The 23,278-nt window shown below is 65.2% G+C and carries 21 protein-coding genes; 13 read left to right on the forward strand and 8 right to left on the reverse strand.

All coding sequences use genetic code 11. From position 1 onward, the window contains the following. Nucleotides 1–21: 21 nt before the first annotated feature. On the forward strand, nt 22–1,185 hold the full coding sequence (locus AC6I6S_RS08290; protein WP_497949413.1) for an AAA family ATPase: 1,164 nt from the start codon (nt 22–24) through the stop codon (nt 1,183–1,185). A gap of 1 nt (nt 1,186) precedes the next feature. Here AC6I6S_RS08290 and AC6I6S_RS08295 read toward each other — a convergent pair whose 3' ends face one another. Further along, entirely contained in the window at nt 1,187–1,561 is a 375-nt protein-coding gene (locus AC6I6S_RS08295) for a hypothetical protein (RefSeq protein WP_497949414.1), read from the reverse strand. A 166-nt stretch (nt 1,562–1,727) separates the two neighbouring features. Between AC6I6S_RS08295 and AC6I6S_RS08300 the strand changes: the two genes are divergently transcribed. Beyond that, on the forward strand, nt 1,728–2,042 hold the full coding sequence (locus AC6I6S_RS08300; RefSeq protein ID WP_497949416.1) for a DUF5783 family protein: 315 nt from the start codon (nt 1,728–1,730) through the stop codon (nt 2,040–2,042). Nucleotides 2,043–2,131: 89 nt separating this feature from the next. Beyond that, complete coding sequence (locus AC6I6S_RS08305) at nt 2,132–2,485, forward strand: NifU family protein (RefSeq protein ID WP_497949417.1); 354 nt, start codon at nt 2,132–2,134, stop codon at nt 2,483–2,485. A gap of 22 nt (nt 2,486–2,507) precedes the next feature. Here the strand turns inward: AC6I6S_RS08305 and AC6I6S_RS08310 are convergent, their stop codons facing one another. The 4 genes from AC6I6S_RS08310 to AC6I6S_RS08325 form a co-directional block, all read right to left on the reverse strand. Then, the gene (locus tag AC6I6S_RS08310; protein WP_497949419.1) at nt 2,508–3,407 is read right to left on the reverse strand and encodes a ketopantoate reductase family protein; all 900 of its coding nucleotides are present in this window, start codon (nt 3,405–3,407) and stop codon (nt 2,508–2,510) included. A 103-nt stretch (nt 3,408–3,510) separates the two neighbouring features. After that, entirely contained in the window at nt 3,511–3,804 is a 294-nt protein-coding gene (locus tag AC6I6S_RS08315) for a DUF7130 family rubredoxin-like protein (RefSeq protein ID WP_497949420.1), read from the reverse strand. A gap of 88 nt (nt 3,805–3,892) precedes the next feature. After that, nucleotides 3,893–7,447, reverse strand: a complete 3,555-nt coding sequence (locus AC6I6S_RS08320; RefSeq protein ID WP_497949421.1) for a DNA polymerase II large subunit — start codon at nt 7,445–7,447, stop codon at nt 3,893–3,895. Between the two features lies 1 nt (nt 7,448). After that, nucleotides 7,449–7,868, reverse strand: a complete 420-nt coding sequence (locus AC6I6S_RS08325; protein WP_497949422.1) for a PPC domain-containing DNA-binding protein — start codon at nt 7,866–7,868, stop codon at nt 7,449–7,451. 228 nt (nt 7,869–8,096) lie between these two features. Between AC6I6S_RS08325 and AC6I6S_RS08330 the strand changes: the two genes are divergently transcribed. The 5 genes from AC6I6S_RS08330 to AC6I6S_RS08350 all read left to right on the forward strand — a co-directional run bounded on the left by AC6I6S_RS08330 (nt 8,097) and on the right by AC6I6S_RS08350 (nt 14,276). Beyond that, entirely contained in the window at nt 8,097–9,728 is a 1,632-nt protein-coding gene (locus tag AC6I6S_RS08330; protein ID WP_497949423.1) for an ABC transporter substrate-binding protein, read from the forward strand. A 99-nt stretch (nt 9,729–9,827) separates the two neighbouring features. After that, a complete protein-coding gene (locus AC6I6S_RS08335; RefSeq protein WP_497949425.1) occupies nt 9,828–10,826 on the forward strand; it encodes an ABC transporter permease in 999 nt (332 codons plus the stop codon). 3 nt (nt 10,827–10,829) lie between these two features. Further along, nucleotides 10,830–11,831 carry an ABC transporter permease gene (locus AC6I6S_RS08340; protein ID WP_497949426.1) on the forward strand — a complete coding sequence of 334 codons (1,002 nt, stop codon included), beginning with the start codon at nt 10,830–10,832 and terminating at the stop codon, nt 11,829–11,831. A 2-nt stretch (nt 11,832–11,833) separates the two neighbouring features. Next, a complete protein-coding gene (locus AC6I6S_RS08345) occupies nt 11,834–12,949 on the forward strand; it encodes an ABC transporter ATP-binding protein (protein ID WP_497949427.1) in 1,116 nt (371 codons plus the stop codon). Continuing rightward, nucleotides 12,942–14,276: an ABC transporter ATP-binding protein gene (locus AC6I6S_RS08350; protein ID WP_497949429.1), complete on the forward strand. Its 1,335-nt coding sequence runs from the start codon at nt 12,942–12,944 to the stop codon at nt 14,274–14,276. The genes AC6I6S_RS08345 and AC6I6S_RS08350 overlap by 8 nt, the downstream gene beginning before the upstream one ends. A 41-nt stretch (nt 14,277–14,317) precedes the next feature. Here the strand turns inward: AC6I6S_RS08350 and AC6I6S_RS08355 are convergent, their stop codons facing one another. Continuing rightward, a complete protein-coding gene (locus AC6I6S_RS08355) occupies nt 14,318–14,818 on the reverse strand; it encodes a DUF7974 family protein (RefSeq protein ID WP_497949430.1) in 501 nt (166 codons plus the stop codon). Between the two features lie 48 nt (nt 14,819–14,866). Continuing rightward, a complete protein-coding gene (locus tag AC6I6S_RS08360; RefSeq protein WP_497949432.1) occupies nt 14,867–15,034 on the reverse strand; it encodes a DUF7556 family protein in 168 nt (55 codons plus the stop codon). Between the two features lie 162 nt (nt 15,035–15,196). On the opposite strand from AC6I6S_RS08360, the gene AC6I6S_RS08365 reads away from it, so the two are divergent. The 4 genes from AC6I6S_RS08365 to dacB all read left to right on the forward strand — a co-directional run bounded on the left by AC6I6S_RS08365 (nt 15,197) and on the right by dacB (nt 19,992). Further along, complete coding sequence (locus AC6I6S_RS08365; protein ID WP_497949433.1) at nt 15,197–16,048, forward strand: CBS domain-containing protein; 852 nt, start codon at nt 15,197–15,199, stop codon at nt 16,046–16,048. Then, nucleotides 16,041–17,810 carry a glycine--tRNA ligase gene (glyS, locus tag AC6I6S_RS08370; RefSeq protein ID WP_497949435.1) on the forward strand — a complete coding sequence of 590 codons (1,770 nt, stop codon included), beginning with the start codon at nt 16,041–16,043 and terminating at the stop codon, nt 17,808–17,810. The genes AC6I6S_RS08365 and glyS overlap by 8 nt, the downstream gene beginning before the upstream one ends. 27 nt (nt 17,811–17,837) lie before the next feature. Further along, nucleotides 17,838–18,422 carry a dolichol kinase gene (locus AC6I6S_RS08375; RefSeq protein WP_497949436.1) on the forward strand — a complete coding sequence of 195 codons (585 nt, stop codon included), beginning with the start codon at nt 17,838–17,840 and terminating at the stop codon, nt 18,420–18,422. A gap of 112 nt (nt 18,423–18,534) precedes the next feature. Beyond that, nucleotides 18,535–19,992: a D-alanyl-D-alanine carboxypeptidase/D-alanyl-D-alanine endopeptidase gene (dacB, locus tag AC6I6S_RS08380; RefSeq protein WP_497949438.1), complete on the forward strand. Its 1,458-nt coding sequence runs from the start codon at nt 18,535–18,537 to the stop codon at nt 19,990–19,992. A gap of 201 nt (nt 19,993–20,193) precedes the next feature. Here dacB and AC6I6S_RS08385 read toward each other — a convergent pair whose 3' ends face one another. Further along, the gene (locus AC6I6S_RS08385; protein ID WP_497949439.1) at nt 20,194–20,694 is read right to left on the reverse strand and encodes a TspO/MBR family protein; all 501 of its coding nucleotides are present in this window, start codon (nt 20,692–20,694) and stop codon (nt 20,194–20,196) included. Between the two features lie 135 nt (nt 20,695–20,829). Here AC6I6S_RS08385 and AC6I6S_RS08390 point away from each other — a divergent pair, with 135 nt between their 5' ends. After that, nucleotides 20,830–23,253 (forward strand): DEAD/DEAH box helicase, encoded by a 2,424-nt coding sequence (locus tag AC6I6S_RS08390; RefSeq protein ID WP_497949441.1) that lies wholly within the window; start codon nt 20,830–20,832, stop codon nt 23,251–23,253. The last annotated feature ends 25 nt before the right edge of the window (nt 23,254–23,278 follow it).

Raw genomic sequence — 23,278 nt, forward strand, 5'->3', positions numbered from 1 at the left:
AGGAAAGAGACGAGCACTCCAATGATGTCCGTCAAAGAGCGTATCGAGCGACGACTGCGAAGCACAGCAGCTGACGGCCTCTTCCGCGATCGATCCGCCCTGGATCCGCTCTCCTACGAGCCGGCCGTTCACGCCCGCGGTCCGGTGATCGAAGACGTCCTGGACGGTCTCGAGCCGGTGTTTTCGGGGTCGACGCCGCCGCCGGTGTACGTCTGGGGACCGAAAGGCGCCGGCAAGTCGACGATCGTCACCGAGATCGTCGGACAGCTCCGCCGGCTGGGCGGCACCGGCGACACCCTGTACACGACCACCAGAGCGAGCCGGCGATCCGTGCCGTCGGTCGCCTACGTCGACCTGCGGTGCGTTCACACCGAGTTCGCCTTCTACCGGCGTGCGCTCGCGGCGCTGCTGGGGGAGGAGTCGGTTCCCGACCACGGCGTGAGCACGCTCGAGTTCCGGGCGCAACTTCGGGAGCGAGCGCGGGCGGAGCCGACCGTGATCGTCACGGACCACCTCGGCGGCGAAACGTGCCCGTCGGAGACCGATATCGACGAGTGGCTCTCGACGACGGCCGCCTCGATCTCGTGGGTCGGCGTCGGCCGCCAGTCCCCGGCGGCGCTCGCAGTCGACTTCGACGCGAGCGTCGAGGTGCCCGCCTACGAGCAACACACCCTCGTCGACGTGCTCTCGACGCGAGCGACCGCCGGACTCGCCCGGGGCGCCGTCGATCACGGCCAGCTTCGATCGCTGGCGACGTGGGCTGCCGGCGATGCTCACGACGCGCTCGCCGCGCTGTACGTCGCCGCGCTGATCGCAGCGGACGACGGTCGAACGGCCCTCACCGATGCGGATATCGACGCCGGGCAGGCGGCCGTTCCCGACGGATCGGTCTCGCTTCACCGACTGTTCGCGCTGCGGGAGAACCGCCAGGAGCTCCTGGAGCACGTACTCCGGACGCCGCCCGAGGACGCGGCGACGATCGACGATGTCGCGGCGTCGCTGTCGGATCGGCCCGAACTCGACCTCGAGCGCTCGACGATCACGAGGGTGCTCTACGAACTCGCCGACGAGGGGATCGTCGACCGGGTCAGCTGCGACCGACCGACGAACGGCGGGCGACCGCCGAGTCGGCTCGAGCCGCAGTTTCCGACGGCAGTCTTCCGCGAACTGTACGACCGTCGCTGACTCACGGGGTCGGGAGACCGTTCTCGAATTGGATGCCCTCGAGTGCGGCCTCGATCTCCATGGGCTCGGCCGCCTCATCGACGCTGTCGTGAAGGCGACGCATACACTCGAGAAGTCCCTCGAGTGCGGCCTGACGGGTCGGAACGTGGCCGATCGGTTCGGTAACCGAAAGCTCACCGATCTGGTGTCGGTAGCGAAGCGCCCAGCACTGGCCGAGACCGAGGCCGGGATGAGAGTGATCGGCGGCCGCGCGGGCCGCGATCAGGTCGATCAGCGGCCGGCTGCGACGGTAGACGTACTGCTCGTCGCAGATCTCGGCCGGCCCCCACCCTGGCGGGAGCGCTTCCCGCGGGATGGGGTGGTGATCGAGAGACATGTAGATGGGCAGTCGCCACTCGTCGGGGTGTCCGTTTGGCTTGCGAACTCATCCCCCGTATGTAGGGTACCCATACCGTTTCACCGAGGCGGAATGCACCGATAGCTGAAACGAGGTCCCGCGGTCGATCGCCCGATTTTTGTTCTCACCGGCCCTCCGCTGCGGTATGACCGACTTCGATCCCGAAAAGTTCGAGGACAAGTACGTCCACTACTTCCCGGAGCTCCAGCAGGCGTACAAGAACGCGTTCAACCGAATGAACGACCGCTACGACTCGGAACTCGTTCACGCGATCGACCAGCAGGTGCTGAACGAGAGCGAACCCTTCTACGACGACGAAGAGGGGTTCTGGATCGAGCTTCCCGACGATCCCTTCGACCGCGTGACCGGCGTCCTCGTCGAGGAGGAGAAGTTCGACGCGGTCCTCGAAACCCATCTCGAGGAGATCGAAACCGAACTCGAGCGCGTGTTCGGCGTCTGACCCACCGCTCGCAAAACGCGAGTCGGCGACGCGGCGGCTCCGAAGCCGGCGACGGAACCTTTAGGGAGGCAGACCCCCAATGCCCTCACATGAGTACGGATGCCCAGAACGACGGGGACGACCTCGAGGAACGTGTCGCGAACTTCCTGCGGCGGAACTTCCCGCAGATCCAGATGCACGGCGGCAGCGCAGCTATTCAGGACATCGACCGCGAGAGCGGCGAGGTCCACATCCAGCTCGGTGGCGCCTGCAGCGGCTGTGGAATCTCCCCGATGACGATCCAGGCGATCAAGAGCCGGATGGTCAAAGAGATTCCCGAAATTACCAAGGTCCACGCCGGTACGGGAATGGACGGCGGCGCCGGCGGCGGCATGAGTCCGTCGTTCCCCGGCGAAACTGTCGACGACGGCGAGGACGACGAAGGCCCACAGGCACCGTTCTGAGCGGTTCGACCGGGTACCGTCGCTAGCGCAGTTTTCTCCCTCGCTCCCAGCTTCGGACGAGCGCCGCGAGCGTCCGGTTCGTCGGCGCCTCGAGCCCGCGCTCGCGCGCATGACCAACCACGTAGCCGTTGATCGCGTCGATTTCGGTTCGTCGACCCGCCAGGACGTCCTGGTGCATCGACGAGGTGTTCGCTGCCGTCGCCTCAGCGACCGATTCGAGCGCCGCGAGCGCCTCCCGGTTCGATAGCCGGACGTCGTGGGCGCGAGCGATTCGGGCCGCCTCGCGGGTCGCGAGCCGCGAGAGCCCCCTTGCAGGGGGTTCGAGAACGGCGCCGTTCTCGGTGCGGCTGAGCGCTGTTATCGGATTTATCCCGGCGTTGACCGCGAGCTTCTCCCACAGCTTCCGGGGCATCGACGTCGAAACGGTGCTCTCGAGACCGGCCCGGGAAAACGCCGCCCCGATGCGGTCGGCGACGGCCGAGACGCCGCCCTCGCGTGCGCCCAGAACGATCTCACCGCGGCCCGTACACGCCACTCGCCCCGGCTCGGCCAGCACCGCCCCGTAGGTGGCTGTTCCCGCGAGCACCGGACACTCGAGGTGACAGGCGAGCGTCTCCTCGTTTCCCATTCCGTTCTGAAGCGAACAGACGGCGTCGAATGAACCGGTCGCGAGGGCTCTCGCGGCGTCGGCGGTGTGAAACGACTTGACGGTGACGAGCGCCAGATCCCCCGCGAGGCCGGTGTCGTCGGTCGTCACCGCGGGGTAGACGGTTTCCGCGAGTTCGCCCTCGAATTCGAGCCCGTTCTCGCGGACGACGGCAGCGTGGTCCTCGCGGGCGACGAGCGTGACGTCGTGTTCGCGCGCGAGCATCCCGCCGACGAGACTCCCCAGGCTGCCCGCGCCGAAGACGACGATCTCCATACGCCGCCCAGGTGGACCGGAACAAAAACGGTTGTCTTCCCACCGAGTCGAAACGCGTAGTCGCCGGCGACGACCACGGATCCGAATCCCCTGATCGGCGGGTTCAGTCCTCGGTCCAGTAGTAGATATCCTCTTTTTCTGCCCCACAGGCGGGGCACGCGTCGGGGATATCGTGATCGAGTCGCCCCATCTCGCCACACTCCCAGCAGCGCCACATCAACTCGGCTTCGCCGAACGCCTGCCCCGACCGGACGTGCTCGACGCTCATCCCCTCGAGTCCCTCGCGAAGTGTGACGTAAAAGCCGTCCTCGTCGAAACCGCGAATGCGCCCGATCTGAGTCCCGTCCTCGGCGTACACCTTGGTTCCGAATCCGAGACGCGTCATATCATCGACCATGTGAACGTCGACACCGCGGAGCCGCATAAAGCCAGACGGCTGCGTAACGTATCAGCTGTCCCCAATTCTGGAACTCAGAGAACGACCGTCACATGAAGTCCTCGATCCCGCTTTGCTTGTTTTTGTCGTTCTCGAAGATGCTCTCGAGGGCGGCCTCGAGCACCTCAAGGCGCTGTTTCGTGTAGTCCCGACAGCCGTACTCCTCGGCGACCTCGATCGCGGTTTGCATGTACTTGTTCACCGAGCCCTGGTGAACCGTGAGGTTCACCCGGCCGCCACACTCCCGGCAGACTTCGGTGAGCGGCATTCGCCGGAACTTCTCCCCGCAGTCGAGACAGCGCGTCTCCTGGCGGGAGAAAGCTCGAAGATTGCCGATCAGGTCGGGCAGGAAGTGGTACTCGATCACGCGTTCGGCGACGTCGGTCTCGTCGACGGCCTGGAGCTTGCGGGCGATCTCGAGCTGGGCGTCCATCTTGTCCATCATCGAGCCCAGGGTCTTGTACGCAGAGAGGTCCGGCCCCATCGCGATGTCAGTGGTGTCGTGTGTGTGGGCAAAACCGGTGTACTCCTCGTCGGTGCCGAGGGTGTCCTCGGCGATCTCGATCTCGACCTCGCCGGGATCGGCTAACTCGAGGCTCGCCTGGTAAAACTCGCGGGGATATCGGGAGACGACGTCGATGTTGTGGGCCTCGTCGTCGATCTCGGAAGGGTCGATGCGGGAGGACATTACCAATGGCGCGTCCATCCTCCCTCCTCGTTTATCTGGCAAGAAGCTGATGCTGAAGTTCAATAAGCCGTCCATGAGTAGCATCACGCAATCCTCGTCACCGTCGCAATTCCGGCGTTTCGCGGCGTGAAAGAACGGATGAGCGTATCCGACTGCGGCGCTCGTAAAACCAATAACTCTTCCGACAGTTGCCGCCGACGTGTGCGGCGCCATCCCGAACACTAACTCGCCCACGAGATCCTGGCGGTCCTCGAGTTCGTAAAAGGACTCGAGGCCGTAGTACTGTACCAGCAGGTCGTCGATGAAATCCGCGGTCTGCAGCATGTGCTGGGCCGCGCCGTCCGAGAGGACGATGTCCTGGACCTTGAGTTCGACCAGCTGGTCCTCGTGGACGAGGGGGTCCCCGTGGATGTCCTCCTCGTAGCCGAGCGCCTGGAGCTGGCCGACGTCGATATCGAGTTCGTTCGCCCGAACCGACGTCACGGGGAGGTCGGTCATGTCGTAGCGGACCGTGCCGTCCTTGAACGAGGAGACGTCGTGTTTCGCCCGGAGGATTCCCTTCTCCATCGGCTCGGGAATCTTTGTCGTCGAGGTCAGCCCCTTGACCCCCTTGACGATCTCGAAGGCGTTCTCGCGCTCGCCGACCGCCTCGAGCGCCCCGCGGTACTCCTCGTTGAGATCGACCTCGCGCACCTCGACGCAGGTCGCCTCGACCTCACAGCGGGGACACTCCACCCGGCCGGCCTCGTCGGGGTCGACGATCTGCTCGCAGTCGGGACAGCGGTAGTCGGGAACCGTCCGCTCACCGCAATCTGGACAGCGATTCTTGAACGACTCCGTTTCACAGGACTCACACCGCGTGCGCCCGACCTGGACTTCGACGACCCCCGGCGTGTCCGACATCGTCTCGGCGTGTTTGCCCGCCTTGGCGACGTCGCGCTGGGCGCCACCGGCCTCGCCGATCGGGAACAGGGTGTGCACCGGCGGGCTGAGGTCCCGGCGCTCGGACTTCTCCGGGCGGCCCATCCGGTTGCCGACCCGCGTCGGCGCCCGTTCGCGAACCGCGAACGGGGCGACCTCGTTGACCGCCTCGACGGCGTTCTCACCGTCGGTCTCGAGCCCCCACGTTCGCGCGCGCTCGGAGAGGTCGGCGTCGTCCCAGATGCGCTCGAGTTCTTCTGTAAGGCCCAGCGTCCGGACGAACGGCAGCGGGTCGTCGATCTCGATCCGGTCGGGGCGCTGGCGGTGTTCGATCACGATCGTCTCGAGGGCGGTCGCGACCTCATCGGTCGCGTCGAGGACGAGCGTCTCGCCCTCGATTCGTCCCGTGGACACCGCCTCTGACAGTTCGCAGAACGCCTCGACGGAGAGATCGTGCCACTGGTAGGTGTATTTCGGGTGCAGTGGCGCGTCGTACTCGAGCGCCCACTCGAGGACCCGCTCGGCGTCCGGGTCCTCGAGGTCGACGTTCGGATCGTCCTCGAGGGCCTGAGCGTCGGCGCCGGCGGCCGCCATATCCTGAATCCACCACTCGGGGACGTACGAGGCGGGCGCGAGCGGGTGATTGTTCTCGACGAACTCGCCGTAGTTGACCAGATACTCGCCGGCGTCCAGGATCTTCTCGACGCCGTTTCTGACCTCGAGGGCATCCCCGGGGTCGTCGATCCGGCGGACGTCGCCGTTGGCGAGTTTGACCGTCGGTCCCTCGATGGAGTCGACGGGGATGATGCCGTGGGCCTTGCCGGGGCGTTCGGTCTTGATCTGGGTGCCAGTGGCCAGGAAATCGTCGACGAGGTGCATCGTCGCCGGGTGGATGCCGCCGGTCGCGAAGCCGTGGTTTCTCGCCCGGCCGTACCGGAGTCGGAACCCTCCCTCGGCGCTCGGATGGGAGAACACCGGGCGGCCGGCGATCAGGTCCCGGAGGAACTTCGTCGACGGTTTCGCCCTGACCGGGCCGTCGGGTTCGTCGCTATCGACCGATTCGGGGTCGGCGTCGTTCGCACCGTCGAGCGCGCCCGACTCCGAATCGTCGTCGGCCGATCCGTCGTCCTCGCCGTCGGCGGACTCGTCCTCGTCGCCGTAGGTGCCGTCGATGAGGTCCTGGAGCCACGGCCAGTCGATCTCGTCGAGCTGGGAGGTGTAGCGCTGGATTTTCGGCGCTTTCAGGGCGATCCCTTCGGCGAGCACCAGACACATCCCGCCGCGGGCGGAGTTCGTGTCGACGCGCTCCAGGTCACGAAAGCCGGAGACCTCCTCGTCGCCCGTGGCCTCCCCGTCGAGCATGATCGGGAGGTGTTTGGCGATGAACTTCGTCTCCTTGTCCTTCGGAGAGTACTGCAGCCCGGTTTCGGTGTCGTACAGCGCAACCTCCTCGGCGTAGCGTTCGATCTCCTCGCTTCTGGCCTCGTACTGGTCGAGCCCTACGAGCGCGCGGGTGTAGTCGGCGACGAGGACCGACAGCGCCTGCGCGGTCCCGCCGGCCGACCGGATCGGACCGGCGTAGTAGACGTTGACGAACTCGCTGCCGTCGTCGTTTTGCAGGAACTCGACCTTGTCGATCCCCTCGATGGGAGCCGCGACGACGCCCTCGGTGAGCAGCGCGACCGCGGTACGAACGGCACCCTCGACCTTCCCCGCCTTCGTCTCGTAGTCGCCGACTGTTCCCTCTGCAAAGTCCTCCGCGAGCGCGAGGGCGGCCTCCTCGCGACTCATCTGCCCCTCGAGTTCGCGCACCCGTTCGGCGACGCCCTCGATGCCGAGGATGTTCTCGACGCGGTCGGCCATGTCCTTGGCGACCGGGATCTCGACTTCGGGTTCGGGATCGTCGCCGCGGCGTTTCGCCGTCTCGGCGACCTCGAATGCGTCGTCGAGCCGGGATTCCAGCCGCTCGAAGTACTGTTGTTCGACCTCCCGCATGTTACAGCCAGAGATCGAGGTCGGTGGTCTCGTCGTGTTCTCGTTCGAGCGACTCCTCGAACGCCCGCAGGTGAACTTCACCCGCCCAGACCGTTGCGGTGTTCAGGTGGCCGGCAAGCGTCTCGCCGTCGGGTCGTGAGAGGACGGCGTGGGTGTGAGCGAACCGTTCTCCCTCAAGCAACGAGATGTTGCCAACGCAGCTCGCGACCTCGAGCGGTTCGTCGAACTCGATCGGGTAGTACTCGAGGTCGTCCTGATCGTAGAACCAGAGTTCGGCGTCCTGAACCGCGCCGAGGGCGGTAAACCAGCCCGCATCGGCCCCGACCTCGGCTGCGAGCCCCTCGATTTCCGCTCGCCAGTCAGCCCCAGTTTCGAGGCGGGCGACGTACTCCGACTCGGTTTCGACGGCCCGGTAGTGCATACCGATCACCTGTGACCGCGAGGAGAAAAAGGGCACCGGTCGCGCGTCCCAGCGCAGATGCTCCCCGAAATTTGATATCCCAAGTACAGGAAGCAATCCAGTACATAAGTATATTGTAAATAATGGAGAAGGTTCGGAGAGAATGAGTCGTGTCAACAAACAGTTTGCGGCCAATTTCCAGGCGATACCAAAACATATATAGATGAATCAGTCCGCCATTAGTGTAGAATGGCACGGAAGCAATTCGACATTACGCGGCGGAAGATCCTCGCATCGGGTGCAGCGGTCTCGGCCGCAGCCATCGCAGGGTGCATCGGGGGAGACAACGGTGACGACGACGCCGGCGACGACGACGCCACCGGTGGGAACGGTGGCTCGGCGGAGTTCCACTTCACGCAGGAGCAGTCCCGTGCAGAGGACTTCGACCCGGTCATCGCGAACGACGCGTACAGTGCCCAGGTGTACGGTCTCGTCTTCGACGGGCTGTACGAGTTCGGTGAGGGCCTCGACCTCGAGCCGAAGGTCGCAACCGACATGCCGGAGGTCGAAGACGAGGGGCGCCGCTACATGTTCGAGATCCACGAGGGAATCGAGTTCCACAACGGCGACGAGCTGACCGCCTCGGACGTCGCCCACTCGTTCCTCGCTCCCGTCGAGGAGGAAACCGAGAACTCCTCGAGCTACGACATGATCGAGTCCGCCGAGGCGATCGACGACTACCAGCTCGAGGTCAACCTCGAGGAGCCGTACGGCCCGTTCGAGCTGCAGACGATGGCCGTGACGATCTCGCCGGAGGACACACGAACCGAGGACCGCGACGCGTTCAACACGGACCCGATCGGCTCCGGTCCGTACACCTTCGAGGACTTCTCGGAGAACGAGTTCGTCGAACTCGAGCGCTGGGACGACTACTGGGACGACGAGATGGAAGAGCCGAACATCCAGCACGTCACCTTCGTCGCCCACGACGACGACGCCGGCCGTATCAGTAACATTCGTGCAGGCGACACCGACGCCATCTCCGGCATTCCAAACGACGACTGGGACGTCCTGGAGGGAGAGGACAACGTCAATGTCCACCGCTCCGAGAGCCCGTCGTACATGTACATGGCGTTCAACTGTAACGAGGGCGGAACGACGGACCCGGACGTTCGTCGCGCCATCGCTCACTCGTTCGACATGCACGAGTTCGTCAACGAGCACGCCGAACACACGGCGGAGCCGATGACGAACCCGATCCCGCCGACGGTCAACGAGGTCTGGGGCTTCCCGGAGGACGAGTACGCCGACATGCTCCCGGACTACGACCCCGACCGGGCGCAGGAACTCCTCGACGGCTCCGACGCCGTCGACGACGACTGGGAGCCACGAATCATCGCACCGGAGGGCATCCGTGCCTCGCTCGCCGAGCGAGTCGCGACCCGCCTGGACGAGATCGGCTACGGTGCGGACGTCAACATCCTCGACTTCGGCCAGCTCGTCGAGACCTACAACACCGGTGAGGCCGACGACTACGAGATGTACCTGCTGGGCTGGACCGGCGGTCCGGACCCGGACTACTACCTGTACCCGCTGTTCCACGAGAGCCAGGCCGGCGTCAACCAGGGCCACTTCTACGAGGGCAGCGACGGCTTCCACGACGCGATCGCCGAGGGCCGGACGATGGCCGGACAGGAAGAGCGCTACGAGGTCTACGAGCCGGTTATCCGCGAGATCGTCGAAGAACTGCCCGCACTGGCAGCGTTCTCCCAGCACAACACGATGGCGTCCGGCGACCACGTGCAGGGTCTCGAGGTTCACCCGAACGTCCAGACGAACCCGAACATCGTCTCGTACCACACGAACGTTTCGATCGAGTAATCGAACAGTAACGTTCGTCTGTTCTTTCGGTGGTGAGACAGCTACCAAACGAAAAGCGCTATAACGCCACACATGCAGACCCAAATTAGCACGTAAGAGATGGGATTACTTCGATACACTATTTACCGGCTGATCCAGACGATTCCCGTCCTGATCGGCATCTCCATCATCACGTTTCTCCTTGCGAACCTGGGACCGGGCGATCCCGTTCGGCTCATGCTCCAGGGAGTCGAGCACGACGAGGAGATGATCCGGCGGATCGAAGAACAGTACGGCCTGGACAGACCGTTACACGAACGATACATCACCTACATGGCCGGGGTGTTACAGGGGGATCTCGGACAGAGCATCCACCGCAACCGGTCGGTCGCCGACCTAATCGTTCACCGCGCTGGGCCAACCCTGTTCCTGGTCCTCTCAGCGTATGCGTTCGCACTCGCAACCGCGATTCCACTGGGAATCATCGCCGCGAAACGTCGCAACGAGCCGACAGACCACATCTCCCGGGTCGTCGCCCTCATCGGCGTCAGTACGCCGTCGTTCTGGATCGGAATCATGCTGATTCTGATCTTCGCCGTCACCCTCGGAGTACTCCCGTCGGGCAACCTCGTCTACCCGTGGCGACCGCCGGGTGACTACGGCTACAGCAACCACCTCGAGCTCTGGTATCACTCGCTGCGGTACCTGTTGTTGCCGATGATCGCACTCGGCACGCTTCAGATGGCGACGCTGATGCGCGTCGAACGCACGCAGATGATCGAGTCGCTCCAGGGCGAGTACGTCAAACTCGCTCGCGCCTACGGCGTGCCGGAGCGGACGATCCTTCGCAAACACGCGTTCCAGGTCGCCCAGCTGCCGATCATCACCATCGTCGGTCTCAACCTGTCGACGGCGATCGGCGGCTCCGTTCTCATCGAGTACGTGTTCAACATCAACGGGATGGGGCGGCTGTTCATCGAGGCGATCCAGCAGAACGACTACCAGGTGGTGATGGGGCTGACGATGATGCTCGGGACGCTGTTCGTCATCGGCGTCGTCATCACCGACATCGCGTACGCGTACATCGATCCGCGAGTAACCTACGGGGAGGAGAGCTGACCGATGGCAGTAAGTGAATCACAGGCCGAGAAGACATCCAATCCGGAGTCCGAAGACGAGGAGGTAGAGGCGCGCGTCGGGTGGCGCTACACCCTCGCGAAAGTCAAACGCGACACGACGGCGAGATGGGGGTTCTACGTCATCGCATTCGTCCTGCTGGTCGCGGCGTACGCGACGATCGACAGCAACCTCTCGCGGCTCACGTTCGACGCGGTGTCGGATTACGCGGTCGCGGAGGCGCTACCGATCTTCGATCACCCGACGCGGATCCCCGCACCGGGTGAAGGGGAGTCCCACGTCCCGCCGGCGTTCCACCCCGACGGCTCGCTCGCGCACCCGCTGGGTACCGACCCCGACGGGCGTGACTACTTCACGCGAATCGTCTACGGCACCCGGGTGTCCGTCACCGTGGGAATTATCGCGACATCGATCGGCCTTATCGGCGGCACGATCGTCGGCTCCGTCGCGGGCTACTACGGCGGCTGGGTTGACGACGTCCTGATGCGCGCGGTCGAGACGCTGTACGCGATCCCCGCGCTCATCCTGATCATCGTCTTCATCGAGTTCGCCGGCAGCCCGAACATGTGGTACGCCGCCGTCGGCGTCGCGATCACGTTCATCCCGGTGTTCGCCCGGATCATACGCAGCCGGGTGTTGAGCGTCCGCGAGATGGACTACATCGAAGCGGCGCGCGCTTCGGGGGTGAAAGACCGCCACATCATCCTCAGACACATCGTGCCGAACAGCTTCGCGCCGGTGATGGTGTACGCCACGCTCCAGATCGGGGTGACGATCCTCATCGTTGCGGGGCTGTCGTTCCTCGGCTACGGCGCACAGCCGCCGACCCCCGACTGGGGACAGATGCTGAACGTCTCACACGGCTACATGCACTCGAACGTCTGGCTCTCGATCTGGCCAGGGCTGGCGATCATGGTCGCCATCATGGGGTTCAACCTGTTCGGTGACGGCTTGCAAGACGCACTCGACCCACGGATCGACGACTAACAATGAGTTCCGAACCACTTCTTCGCGTCAGAGATCTGAAGACGCAGTTCTTCACAGAGGCAGGAACCGTTCGCGCGGTCGACGGCATCTCCTTCGACGTTCACGAGGGCGAGATCGTCGGCCTCGTCGGGGAAAGCGGCGCCGGCAAGAGCGTCGCCTCGATGAGCCTGCTGCGGCTCATCGACAACCCCGGCGAGATCGTCGCTGGCGAAATAACGTACAAAGGAGAGACGCTCTTCGGTCTGGAGGAAGGTCCGGACGGCGAGCTTCGCGAGCGCGACGACATGCTCTCGAACTCGGAGATGCGCGATCAGATCCGCGGCCGCGAGATCGCCGTCATCTTTCAGGACCCGATGGAGTCGCTGAACCCGGTGTTCACCGTCGGCGGTCAGCTTCGGGAGTTCATCGAACTCAACCGGGATATGGGGAAAGAGGAAGCCAAGAAGGAGGCGATCTACATGCTCCGCGAGGTCGGTATCCCCGACCCCGAGAAGCGCTACGACGAGTACCCCCACCAGTTCTCCGGCGGGATGCGCCAGCGCGTGCTGATCGCGATGGCACTGGCCTGCGAACCGAGTCTCATCATCGCCGACGAGCCGACGACGGCGCTCGACGTCACCGTCGAGGGACAGATCCTCGATCTGGTCGACGAGCTTCAGGCGAAGTACGACACGAGTTTCATCTGGGTCACCCACGACATGGGCGTCGTCGCCGAGATCTGCGACCGGGTGAACGTCATGTACCTCGGCGAGATCGTCGAACAGGCGCCCGTCGACGAACTGTTCCACGACACCAAGCACCCCTACACGAACGCGTTGCTCAACTCGATGCCCCGGCCCGACCGAACCGTCGGCGACCTCGAGCCGATCCGGGGCGTGATGCCCGAAGCGATCAACCCGCCGTCGGGCTGTCGGTTCCACCCGCGCTGTCCCGATGCCAGAGAGGTCTGTCAGCGCGTTCACCCCGAGGCGAAGCAGGTCGCGACGGCCGACGGCTACCCACACCGCGCGGCCTGTGTCAAACACGAGGAGTTCGACGTCGGCTACGATACGAGCGAACCCCTCGAGAAGGAACCACAGATAACGGCCAACCCCGGCGGAGGTGAGAGCAATGAGTAGTCAGATCGGCTCCGAGATGGAAGGCGAACAGATTCGAGACGGTGAGCCACTGGTCGAGATCGACAGCCTCAAAAAGTACTTCGTCCAGGACTCGGGACTACTCGCCGGCATCAACTTCGAACCCGGCCAGTTCCCGCCGATCAGTACGGGACAGCAGCACGTCAAAGCCGTCGACGACGTCAGCTTCGACATCCGAAAGGGCGAAACCCTCGGACTGGTCGGCGAATCCGGCTGCGGGAAGAGTACACTCGGCCGGACCATCCTGCGACTGCTCGAGCCGACGGACGGAACGATCGACTTCAAGGGAACCGATCTCGCGGACCTGAGCGGCGAGGATCTCCGCCAGAAGCGCTCGGAGATCCAGATGATCTTCCAGGACCCCCAGTCCTCGCTCGACCCCCGACTGAAGGTCGGCCAGATCATCGAGGAGCCGATGCGCGCCCACGACATGCTCGACGACGAGGGTCGGGAGGCACGAGCCAAGGAACTCCTCGAGAAGGTCGGCCTCGACCCGCATCACTACAACCGGTATCCACACGCCTTTTCGGGCGGCCAGCGCCAGCGCGTGAACCTCGCGCGGGCGCTGTCGGTCAACCCGGACTTCATCGTCTGTGACGAGCCCGTTTCGGCGCTCGACGTCTCCATCCAGGCGCAGGTGATGAACACGATGGAAGAGCTCCAGGAGGAGTTCGGTCTCACCTACCTCTTCATCGCCCACGACCTTTCGGTGATCCGGCACATCTCCGACCGCGTCGCGGTGATGTACCTGGGTAACATCGTCGAACTCGCCGACAAGGAGGAGCTGTTCGAGAACCCACAGCACCCCTACACGCGGGCGCTGCTCGAGTCGATCCCGGTGCCGGACCCGCGCCAGGAGGGGGTCCGCGGCGTTCTCGAGGGCGAGGTGCCGAGCCCGCTCGACCCGCCGTCGGGCTGTCGGTTCCGGACCCGCTGTCCGCGCCTGATCGCGCCCGACACCTACCAGTGGACCGAGACGACCTGGGAGAACACTCGCGCGTTCATGCGGGCGGTCAAACGCCGCACGATCGAGCCGAAGCCGGCTCCCGAACTGCGCTCGCAGTTCTTCGCCGACGGCGAACCCGACGGCGAAGCCGGCCGGATCGTCACCGAGGCGCTCGAACTCGCCTCGAGCCCGGTCGAAACGGAAAGCGACGAACAGCGCACCGAGCGCATGGAGGAGGCGACGGAGCTGTTGCTCGACTCCTTCGCCAGAGAGAGCATCTGCGCCCAGGAGCGTCCGCACTACGAGATCGAACCGGAGTACGGCGACGACCGCCACCTGGCGGCCTGTCACCTCCACCGGTAGACCGGACTGCTCTCGGTTTTTCGACGCGTTTCCGGCACGACCTACGGTTGGATCGTGATCGTCGTCGAGTCGCTGGGACGGTGGCCGTCCTCGTCGGTCGCAACGAACACCCTGAGTTCGTGCTCGCCGGGGTCGGGCAACACCCACTCGTGGTCCTCGTTTGTCCGTTCGAACCGGCCGTTCCAGACGAACGAGACCTGTTTTCGCTCGCCGGCCTGAAACCGAAACGCCGAGGGGATAGACCGGGTGTAGCTGCGCTGATCGCTGGCCTCGAGTTCCCCGTCGATGCGCCATCCCCAGAGACGAGATTTCGGCGTGGGGATCTGGACGCTGACCGGGAGCCGGTTCTTGAAGTCGACCGTCACCTCGACGGCGTCGCCGCGGCCGTAGACCTCGCGGTCGGTCCGAACCGAAACGGAAACCGCGCGGCAGGCGATCGGACGAGGGACGAACTTGCCGAAAAACTGAGAGACGCGTCCGCGAGTCTCGTCGAAGCCGAGTTCGTCGGCGGAGTCGTCGGATTGCGTTCGAGGGCCGACCATCGGAGGCGAACTACGGCCGCGGAGGTAAATAATAGTCGCGACCGCTCGCTAACACCAGCCCGAGAGCGTGGGCGCGTCGTCCGCTCGCATCGAGAGCCACGCGCCGTCCGCGGAGATGTCCGCGATGACGTACTCCTCACGGCGGCCATCGGAGTCGAGCGAGCCGATGACGGTATCGTCGGACGAGACACCGTGTTCGCGCGGTTTCGAGGTCATGCATGTATGTCATTCTCACCCCCGTATAAATTCGTCGAACTGCGACCGCCGGGGAACTGGTCGTCGAGGGTGCTGGCGACCCGCGAGAACCGGGCGTCGTTCGGCCCGCGACGGCCGCTCGAAGCACTGGGTTTATACACAGTTTCGCCGTACGGACGGAACATGAACGTGGCCGATGCGATGACGCCCCGGTCGGAGGTCGTGACCGTCGAACTCCCCGGAACGCGAACCGACGTGCTCGAGTACTTACAGGAGCGCGCGTTTTCTTCCGTTCCGGTGGTCAAATCCACCGACGACGGGCCGGAGTATCGCGGACTCGTCTCACGGGAGGCGCTGATCGAACAGCCCGACGAGGACCAGCTCGTGATGTTGATGGCGGACGTTCCGACGACGACCGCCGACGCTGGGCTCGAGGCGCTCGCCGAGCAGATGGTGGCGGAGGGGGCGCGCCGAATCCCCGTCGTCGACGGCGAGTTCGAGGGGATCGTCACCGTGACGGACGTGATCCACGCGATCGCCGCGGGCGACCAGGAAACCGACGCGGTCGTCGGCGACTTTGCCAGCACGGACGTGAACACGACCTACGAGGGTGCGCCCCTCACCGTCGCGGAGCGGGAGCTGTACTACGCGAACGTCCCTTACACGGTCGCGCTCGACGACAGCGGACGGATGAGCGGCGTTCTCACGGAGGTAGACATCATCGACGTCGCCCAGATCGTCGAGGGCGAGGAGGAGACGGGCGATAACTTCGCCGACCAGGAGGCCAACTGGTCCTGGGAGGGAATCAAGGGCGTCGGCAGTCGGTATCTCCCGACCCGGGACATCGAGATCCCGAACGGCCCCGTCTCCGAGTTCATGAGTTCGGACGTGGTCTCGGTGACGGCCCAGAAACCGGTCCAGGAGGTCGCCCAACAGATGATCAGTAACGACATCGAACAGATTCCGATGGTGTCGGGCGACCGGCTGACCGGGATCGTCCGCGACGTCGACCTGCTGGAGGCGCTGTATGAGTGAGTCGGTCAGTGAGAAGCTCGTCGAACTCGCGAAGCGTCGGGGCTACTTCTTTCAGTCCTCGAGCGCCTACGGCGGCGTCGGCGGCTTCTACACGTTCGGCCCGCAGGGCGCGGCGCTGAAGGATAACGTCGAGGGCGCCTGGCGCGACCGCTTCTCGGTGCAGGAGGGGAACATGGAGATCGACGCGCCGACGATCATGCCCGAACCCGTCTTCGAGGCGTCGGGTCACCTCGACACCTTCGACGACATGCTCGTCGAGTGCCCGGAGTGTGGCGAGAGCCATCGCGCGGACCACATCGTCGAGGACAACACGAAGTACGAGGACGCAGAGAGCCTGCCGGTCGCCGAGGTCGAGGAGATCGTCGCCGAGTACGAACTCGTCTGTCCCGCCTGTGGCGCCGGCCTGGCGGGTCAGGCGATCGAGGACTTCAACCTGATGTTCGCGACGAACATCGGCCCCGGCGACTCCCAGCCGGGGTATCTCCGGCCCGAGACGGCCCAGGGTATCTTCGTCGAGTTCGCCCGTCTGAAGGAGTACGCCCGCAACACGCTGCCGTTCGGCGTCACCCAGATCGGACGCGCCTACCGCAACGAGATCAGCCCGCGACGCTCCATTATTCGGACCAGGGAGTTCACGCAGGCCGAACTCGAGTACTTCATCGATCCCGAGGAGGACGAGCCGAATCTCGAGGCCGTTCGGGACGTCGCGGTCCCGCTGTACCCCGTCGGTGAACAAAACGTCGACGACGGGGGCGTGATCCAGACGACTATCGGCGAGGCCGTCGACGAGGGCGTCATCGCCGACCCCTGGGTCGCCTACTTCCTGGGCGTCGCCGCCGAGTGGTACGACTCCGTCGGCGTCGACATGGACCGCTTCCGGTACCGCCAGCACCTGGCGGGCGAGCGCGCCCACTACGCCGCCGACTGCTGGGACGCCGAGAGCGAAGTGGACGGCAACTGGATCGAGATCGCCGGCTTCGCCAACCGGACCGACTACGACCTCTCGAAACACCAGGACCACTCCGACGAGCGCTTCACGATCTTCAAGCAGTACGACGAACCCAGAACCGTCGAGCGGGCGACCGTCGACCCCGACATGAGCTACCTGGGCCCCGAGTTCGGCGGCGACGCGGGTGCGGTCGTCGAAGCACTCGAGACGCTGGCCGAGCGCGACCGGACCGCCTTTGCGGGTGAAACGGTCGAGATCGAACTCGAGGGCGACACCCACGAGATACCCGTCGAGAAGACCGGCTTCGCGGTCGAGGAGCAGACGGAGGCGGGCGAGCACGTCGTGCCGCACGTCATCGAACCCTCCTTCGGCGTCGATCGGCTGGTGTACACCGTGCTCCACCACGCCTACCGCGAGGACGAGGTCGACGGCGAGGAACGCACCTACCTCGACCTCGAGCCGGAAGTCGCCCCGACCTTCGTCGGCGTCTTCCCGCTCCAGAACGACGACGAACTCGAGTCAGTCGCCGACGAGATCGTCGCCGAACTCCGCGATGCGGGGCTGTCGGTCACCTACGACGACTCGGGCAACATCGGCCGGCGCTACCGCCGCCAGGACGAGGTCGGCACGCCGTTTTGCGTAACGGTAGACTACGAGACGATCGAAGCCGACGAGCGGACGGTGACGGTCCGCGAACGCGACTCGACCGCGCAGGCGCGACTGCCGGCCGAGGACCTCCCGAAACGGCTCTCGGCTCTCCGAACGGGCGACCTCGAGTTCGGCGAACTCGCCGAGAGCGTTCCGACGAACTGAAGGTATCCTCCCGAGAGGATTTACGGGATGGCCGACGAACTCAAGCGCAGACTGGTCCACGCCAGCGGCTCGGGGCTCGTGGCGCTCTTCCTGCTCGCACAGTACCTCGAGCTTCCGCTTTCGTGGGAGCGGTTCCAGGTGCTGATGGTCCTCCTCTCGGTGGGAGTGATCGCCCTCGAGTTCCTCCGGCTCGAGGTCGGTCTCGAGTGGTGGATCTACGACAAACTCACCCGCGAGTACGAACAGGATCAGTTCGCCGGCTACGGCTACTACATGGTCAGCATGACGCTCGTCGTGCTCGTCTTCCCGCCCGAAATCGCCCTGCCGGCGATGTTGATGCTCGCGCTGGGCGATCCGATCAGCGGGGCGCTTTCCGACGACAGCCTGCGACGCGTCAAGAGCCCGACGGTGCTCGCCGCGACGTTCGGCGTCATGCTGGTGCTCGCGCTGCCGTTCTTGCCGCCTGCCGTCGCAGTTGCTGCCGCCCTGGGCGCGACGCTCGCGGACGGGATCAAGGTGATGTACGGCGACTTCGTGCTCGACGACAACCTGACGATCCCGATTTACGCAGCCGTGCTCGCGTTCGTCGTCCTCGAATTCGCGCCGATCTGAGCGCGGCCACCCGTTCTCGAACGGACAGTGATTATATCCACAGACAGTTTCCAATACCTATCATGCTAGGTGTGAACATTACGATCGACGGCTCTCGACACCCAGGCGACTCATGCTGGAGAACCTGCGGCTGGACCGGCGGCGATTCGTACAGGCGAGCGGCCTGGCAATGCTCGCGAGCACGATGACGGGGACCGGGCAGGCGGCGACCGACCCGGGAGACGGCGGTCAGGTCGACCCCGGCGACGCCTTCGATCAGATCGAGCGAGCGGCGATCAGCGTTTTCGCTCGCGACCTCGAGACGGGCGAACCGATCGTCGACCACGACGGCGCGATGCCCGTACCGCCGGCCTCGACGACCAAGCTACTGACGACCGCCGCGGCGTTCGACGAACTCGGGCCCGACTATCGGTTCGAGACGACTATCGGCGCGGTCGGCGAGCGGCGGAGCGAACGGGTCGTCGGCTCCCTCGGTGTCGTCGCCAGGGGGGACCCCGACATCATGGAGGCCGAACTGGCGCAACTGGCCGATGCGGTGGCCGACGCCGGCGTCCGCCGAGTGACCGACGAACTGATAGTCGACGTTTCGGCCTACGACGACGGCGAACACGCGCCGGCGTGGACGCTCGGCGACGCGCAGTTCTGGTACGGGAAGAAGAGTTCGGCGTTCACGCTCTCCCGGAACACCGTCGGCGTGACGGTTTCGCGTCCCGGCGACGACTGTTCGCTCGAGGTCGACGTCTCGCCGGATTCGGGCGTGATCGACGTCGAGGTCGACGTCGAGTGCGTCGAGGACGGCAACTGGCTCTCCGTCAGCAACCCCGATCACCGGACGAACACCGTTCGGGCGAGCGGCGAACTCGCACCCGGCGGTGAGGGAAGCGGATTCGCGCCGGTGGGCGAACCGAACCGCCACGCCGCCGCCGCCCTGGTCGGAGCGCTCGAGGAGGCCGGCGTTGAGGTCGGCCCCCAGGACGGAGATCGCGACTCGGTGATCACGATCTCGGAGGAACCGATCGAACTGACCGAGGCGTTCGCGACGCTCGAGTCGGACCCACTTTCCGAGATCGCGACCGGCCTCAACTTCTGGTCGCGGAACATGGTCGCGGAGAACGTCGCCCGAACCGTCGCCTACGAGCGCGAGGGCGTCGGTTCGTGGGCGAACTGGGAGGAGTACCTCGCCGACGTTCTTTCGGCGGCGGGCGCGGAGACCCCCCAGATCCGCGACGGCTCCGGGCTCTCGAGACACGACCTCGCCTCCGCCCGTGACGTCGTCTCGATGATCGAGTGGGGACTCGAGCAATCGTGGGAGAAAACGTTCCGCGAGTCGATGGCGATCGCCGGCGAGGACGGAACGGTGAGAAACCGGCTCGAAGACGTCGACGCGACCGTACGGGCGAAAAGCGGCTCGCTCCGCGGGGTCACCTGTCTCGCGGGCGTTATCGAGGACGACGGCGAGCCGGTAGCGAGCTACGCCGTCCTGGCGGCGAACCTCACCGGCGAGCGCGCGAGCGGCGCCTCGGGCCGGGTCGACGACCTGGTGGCGATGATCGCCGAGGCGACGACCTGAGCGTCGGGGGCTACCGCGACGGCACGCAACACGTCAACGATCCGGATTCAAGTGGTCGAGCGACGAACCGCTCCCCATGAACCGCGTTTTTAGCCGCTCGGCCGCCGCCCGCTGGCGCGCGCTGCTCGAGTTCCTCGGTGTCGTCTTCATCGTGTACGCCGTCGTCAACTACGTCGGATTCTGAGCGACGGGGGGTGATCGCTACGCGTTCAGCCGCCAGAGCTCGAAGTTGAGCACGGCGGCGAAGCTCACCCACGCGAGGTACGGGACGAGCAGCAGGGCCGCCCGTCGGTCGACTCGCCGGAAGGCGACGATCGTCGCGGCGATGAGCGCCCAGAGGACGACGATGATCCCGAAAGCGACGAGCAGCTCCTGGAAGGCGAAGAAGACCGGCGTCCAGACGACGTTGATGACCATCTGCGCGGCGAACAATCCGAGAGCCAGCCGCCGTCCGGAGCCGTCGCCACGCCAGACGAGCCAGACGGCGATCCCCATCAGGGTGAACAGGAGCGTCCAGACCACCGGAAAGGCGATCTCGGGCGGGTAGAAGGCGGGTTTCTCGAGAGCGCGGAACCAGGCCGTATCCGGCGAGGAGAGCAACCCGGGCGCACCGCCGACGACGTTGATCAGGACGACGAAGGCGGCGGCTCGAGCGACCTCGTCCCAGTCCGGCCACCCGCGGAAGGCTGTGTCGGTAGCCATAGGATGGATACGCCTCGAGCGAACAAACCGCTGGTGCCGACACGGTTCGGGTGCACCATCGGCGTCGATCCCCGCCCGGACCACTTTCACCCCGGTACACCAACCCTTATCCACGAAGCCGGCGAAACGGGGACAATGGCCGTTTCGGACGAGCCCCCCGCGATCGAGCACCCGCTGCTCGAACCCGACTTCCTCGAGCGCCGCCTCTACCAGCTGAAGCTCGCCGGCACCGCGGCGAACAACCACACCCTCGTCTGTCTTCCGACGGGACTCGGCAAGACGACGGTGAGCCTGCTGGTGACCGCCCGCCGGCTCGAGGAAGTGGGTGGAAAGTCGCTGATGCTCGCGCCGACGAAGCCGCTGGTCGCCCAACACGCGGACTTCTACCGGGAGGCGTTACAGATCCCCGACGAGGAGATCGTCGTCTTCACGGGGGACGTCAGCCCCGACGACCGCGCCACCCTCTGGGCGGAGTCGACGGTGATCATGGCGACTCCGCAGGTGATCGAAAACGACCTCGTCGGCTCGCGGGTCTCCCTCGCTGACGTGACCCACATCACGTTCGACGAGTGCCACCGCGCGACCGGCGACTACGCCTACAACTACATCGCCGAGCGGTATCACGCCGACGCGAACCAGCCGCTCGTGACCGGAATGAGCGCATCGCCCGGCGGCGACGAGGAGGCGATCCTCGAGGTCTGTGAGAACCTCGGCTTGCGGGAGGTGGAGGTGATGACCGAGGAGGACGCCGACGTCGCGGAGTTCACCCACGACACGGACGTCGAGTGGGAGCGCATCGACCTCCCCGAGGAGGTCCTCGAAATCCGCGACGGGTTGAACGAGGTGATCAGCGACAGGCTCGAGAAACTCAAGGAACTCGGGGTGGCTCGCTCGACCCAGCCCGATCAGTCCCAGAAGGACCTGAACCGGATGCGCGCAGAGCTCCAGAAGCTGATCAACAACGACCAGTCGGAGGGGTACAAGGGGATGTCCGTCCACGCGGAGGTGATGAAGCTCCGCCAGGCGGTGACGCTGGTCGAAACACAGAGCGTCGAGGCCGTTCGGCGGTACTTCGAGCGCCAGCGCAACCAGGCTCGCACCTCGGGGGCGTCGAAGGCGAGCCAGCGGCTGGTGAGCGACCCCAGAGTAAGGGAAGCGATGCGCAAGTCGGAGTCGTTCGATCAGCTCCACCCGAAGTACCGCAAGACGCGGATGCTGCTGGCGGAGACGCTGGGGCTCGAGGGCGGCGAGCGCGTCATCGTCTTCACCGAATCCCGGGACACGGCGGAGGCGCTCACGGAGTTCCTGAACACGAGCTTCGACGCAAAACGCTTCGTCGGCCAGGGCGACCGCGAGGGCTCCGACGGAATGACCCAGAACCAGCAACAGGAGGTGCTCGATCAGTTCCGCGCCGGCGAGTTCGAGGTGCTCGTCTCGACGTCGGTTGCAGAGGAGGGTCTCGACGTCCCCGAGGTTGACCTCGTACTGTTCTACGAGCCCGTTCCCACCGCCATTCGGTCGATCCAGCGCAAGGGTCGGACGGGCCGCCAGTCGGAGGGACGAGTCGTCGTCCTGATGGCCGAAGACACCCGCGACGAGGCCTACTTCTGGATTTCACGGCGGCGGGAGAAGGAGATGGAGAGCGAGCTGCGAGAGCTGAAGGGGATGGCCGAGAACCTCGAGTCCGAACTCGACGACGCCCAGCAGTCACTGGCCGCGTTCGATACCGGGGCGAAAGTGGATTCCGGGGACGGAAAACCCGGGGCGGGCGCGGGGGGTTCCAGTGGAAGCGAGGGGGGTGAGGAACAGCCCGGATTACAGGAGTTCGCCGGCGGGACAGCAACGGCAGGCGAGGGCGACGAGTCGAGCGAGGACGTCGAGACCCACGAGCCCAGTACCGACGGGGACGGGATCGAAATCGTTGCCGACCAGCGGGAGATGGACGCCAACATCGCCCGCGAACTGTCGCGACGCGAGGAGATAGAGATCCGCCTCGAGACACTCGACGTCGGCGACTACGTGCTCTCCGATCGCGTCGTCGTCGAGCGAAAATCGGTGGCGGACTTCGTCGACTCGCTGGTCGGCGGCGAGCGGTCGGTGTTCGAGCAGGTGGGTGCGATGGCACGGGGCTACTCCCGCCCCATCGTGATCGTCGAAGGAGAGGGACTGTACGAGCAACGGGACATCCATCCGAACGCGATCAGGGGCGCGCTCTCGAGTCTGGCTGTCGACTTCGGCGCGAGCGTACTCAGAACCGAAAGCGAAGCGGATACGACCGAACTGCTCGCGGTGATCGCCGGCCGTGAACAGGACGTCTCGAGCCGCGAGGTGTCCGTGCACGGCGAGAAGGGGGCGAAGACGCTGGGCGAACAGCAGGAGTACGTCGTCTCTTCGATCGCCGAAATCGGCCCCGTCACCGCCCGGTCGCTGCTCTCTCAGTTCGGCGACGTCGAATCGGTGATGATCGCGAGCGAGGAGGAGTTACAGGAGGCCGACGGCGTCGGGCAGGTAACTGCAGAACGGATCCGCGAGATTATCGGCAGTTCGTACACGTCCTGACTGGTCGGGAACCGAGAGATGCCAA

Source organism: Natrononativus sp. DTA114, assembly GCF_059736515.1.

Bases quoted from the DNA above. Each gene is read 5' to 3' on its own strand.
- AC6I6S_RS08290 (WP_497949413.1), top strand. From the start codon at position 22: ATGATGTCCGTCAAAGAGCGTATCGAGCGACGACTGCGAAGCACAGCA.
- AC6I6S_RS08295 (WP_497949414.1), bottom strand. From the start codon at position 1,561: ATGTCTCTCGATCACCACCCCATCCCGCGGGAAGCGCTCCCGCCAGGG.
- AC6I6S_RS08300 (WP_497949416.1), top strand. From the start codon at position 1,728: ATGACCGACTTCGATCCCGAAAAGTTCGAGGACAAGTACGTCCACTAC.
- AC6I6S_RS08305 (WP_497949417.1), top strand. From the start codon at position 2,132: ATGAGTACGGATGCCCAGAACGACGGGGACGACCTCGAGGAACGTGTC.
- AC6I6S_RS08310 (WP_497949419.1), bottom strand. From the start codon at position 3,407: ATGGAGATCGTCGTCTTCGGCGCGGGCAGCCTGGGGAGTCTCGTCGGC.
- AC6I6S_RS08315 (WP_497949420.1), bottom strand. From the start codon at position 3,804: ATGGTCGATGATATGACGCGTCTCGGATTCGGAACCAAGGTGTACGCC.
- AC6I6S_RS08320 (WP_497949421.1), bottom strand. From the start codon at position 7,447: ATGCGGGAGGTCGAACAACAGTACTTCGAGCGGCTGGAATCCCGGCTC.
- AC6I6S_RS08325 (WP_497949422.1), bottom strand. From the start codon at position 7,868: ATGCACTACCGGGCCGTCGAAACCGAGTCGGAGTACGTCGCCCGCCTC.
- AC6I6S_RS08330 (WP_497949423.1), top strand. From the start codon at position 8,097: ATGGCACGGAAGCAATTCGACATTACGCGGCGGAAGATCCTCGCATCG.
- AC6I6S_RS08335 (WP_497949425.1), top strand. From the start codon at position 9,828: ATGGGATTACTTCGATACACTATTTACCGGCTGATCCAGACGATTCCC.
- AC6I6S_RS08340 (WP_497949426.1), top strand. From the start codon at position 10,830: ATGGCAGTAAGTGAATCACAGGCCGAGAAGACATCCAATCCGGAGTCC.
- AC6I6S_RS08345 (WP_497949427.1), top strand. From the start codon at position 11,834: ATGAGTTCCGAACCACTTCTTCGCGTCAGAGATCTGAAGACGCAGTTC.
- AC6I6S_RS08350 (WP_497949429.1), top strand. From the start codon at position 12,942: ATGAGTAGTCAGATCGGCTCCGAGATGGAAGGCGAACAGATTCGAGAC.
- AC6I6S_RS08355 (WP_497949430.1), bottom strand. From the start codon at position 14,818: ATGGTCGGCCCTCGAACGCAATCCGACGACTCCGCCGACGAACTCGGC.
- AC6I6S_RS08360 (WP_497949432.1), bottom strand. From the start codon at position 15,034: ATGACCTCGAAACCGCGCGAACACGGTGTCTCGTCCGACGATACCGTC.
- AC6I6S_RS08365 (WP_497949433.1), top strand. From the start codon at position 15,197: ATGAACGTGGCCGATGCGATGACGCCCCGGTCGGAGGTCGTGACCGTC.
- glyS (WP_497949435.1), top strand. From the start codon at position 16,041: ATGAGTGAGTCGGTCAGTGAGAAGCTCGTCGAACTCGCGAAGCGTCGG.
- AC6I6S_RS08375 (WP_497949436.1), top strand. From the start codon at position 17,838: ATGGCCGACGAACTCAAGCGCAGACTGGTCCACGCCAGCGGCTCGGGG.
- dacB (WP_497949438.1), top strand. From the start codon at position 18,535: ATGCTGGAGAACCTGCGGCTGGACCGGCGGCGATTCGTACAGGCGAGC.
- AC6I6S_RS08385 (WP_497949439.1), bottom strand. From the start codon at position 20,694: ATGGCTACCGACACAGCCTTCCGCGGGTGGCCGGACTGGGACGAGGTC.
- AC6I6S_RS08390 (WP_497949441.1), top strand. From the start codon at position 20,830: ATGGCCGTTTCGGACGAGCCCCCCGCGATCGAGCACCCGCTGCTCGAA.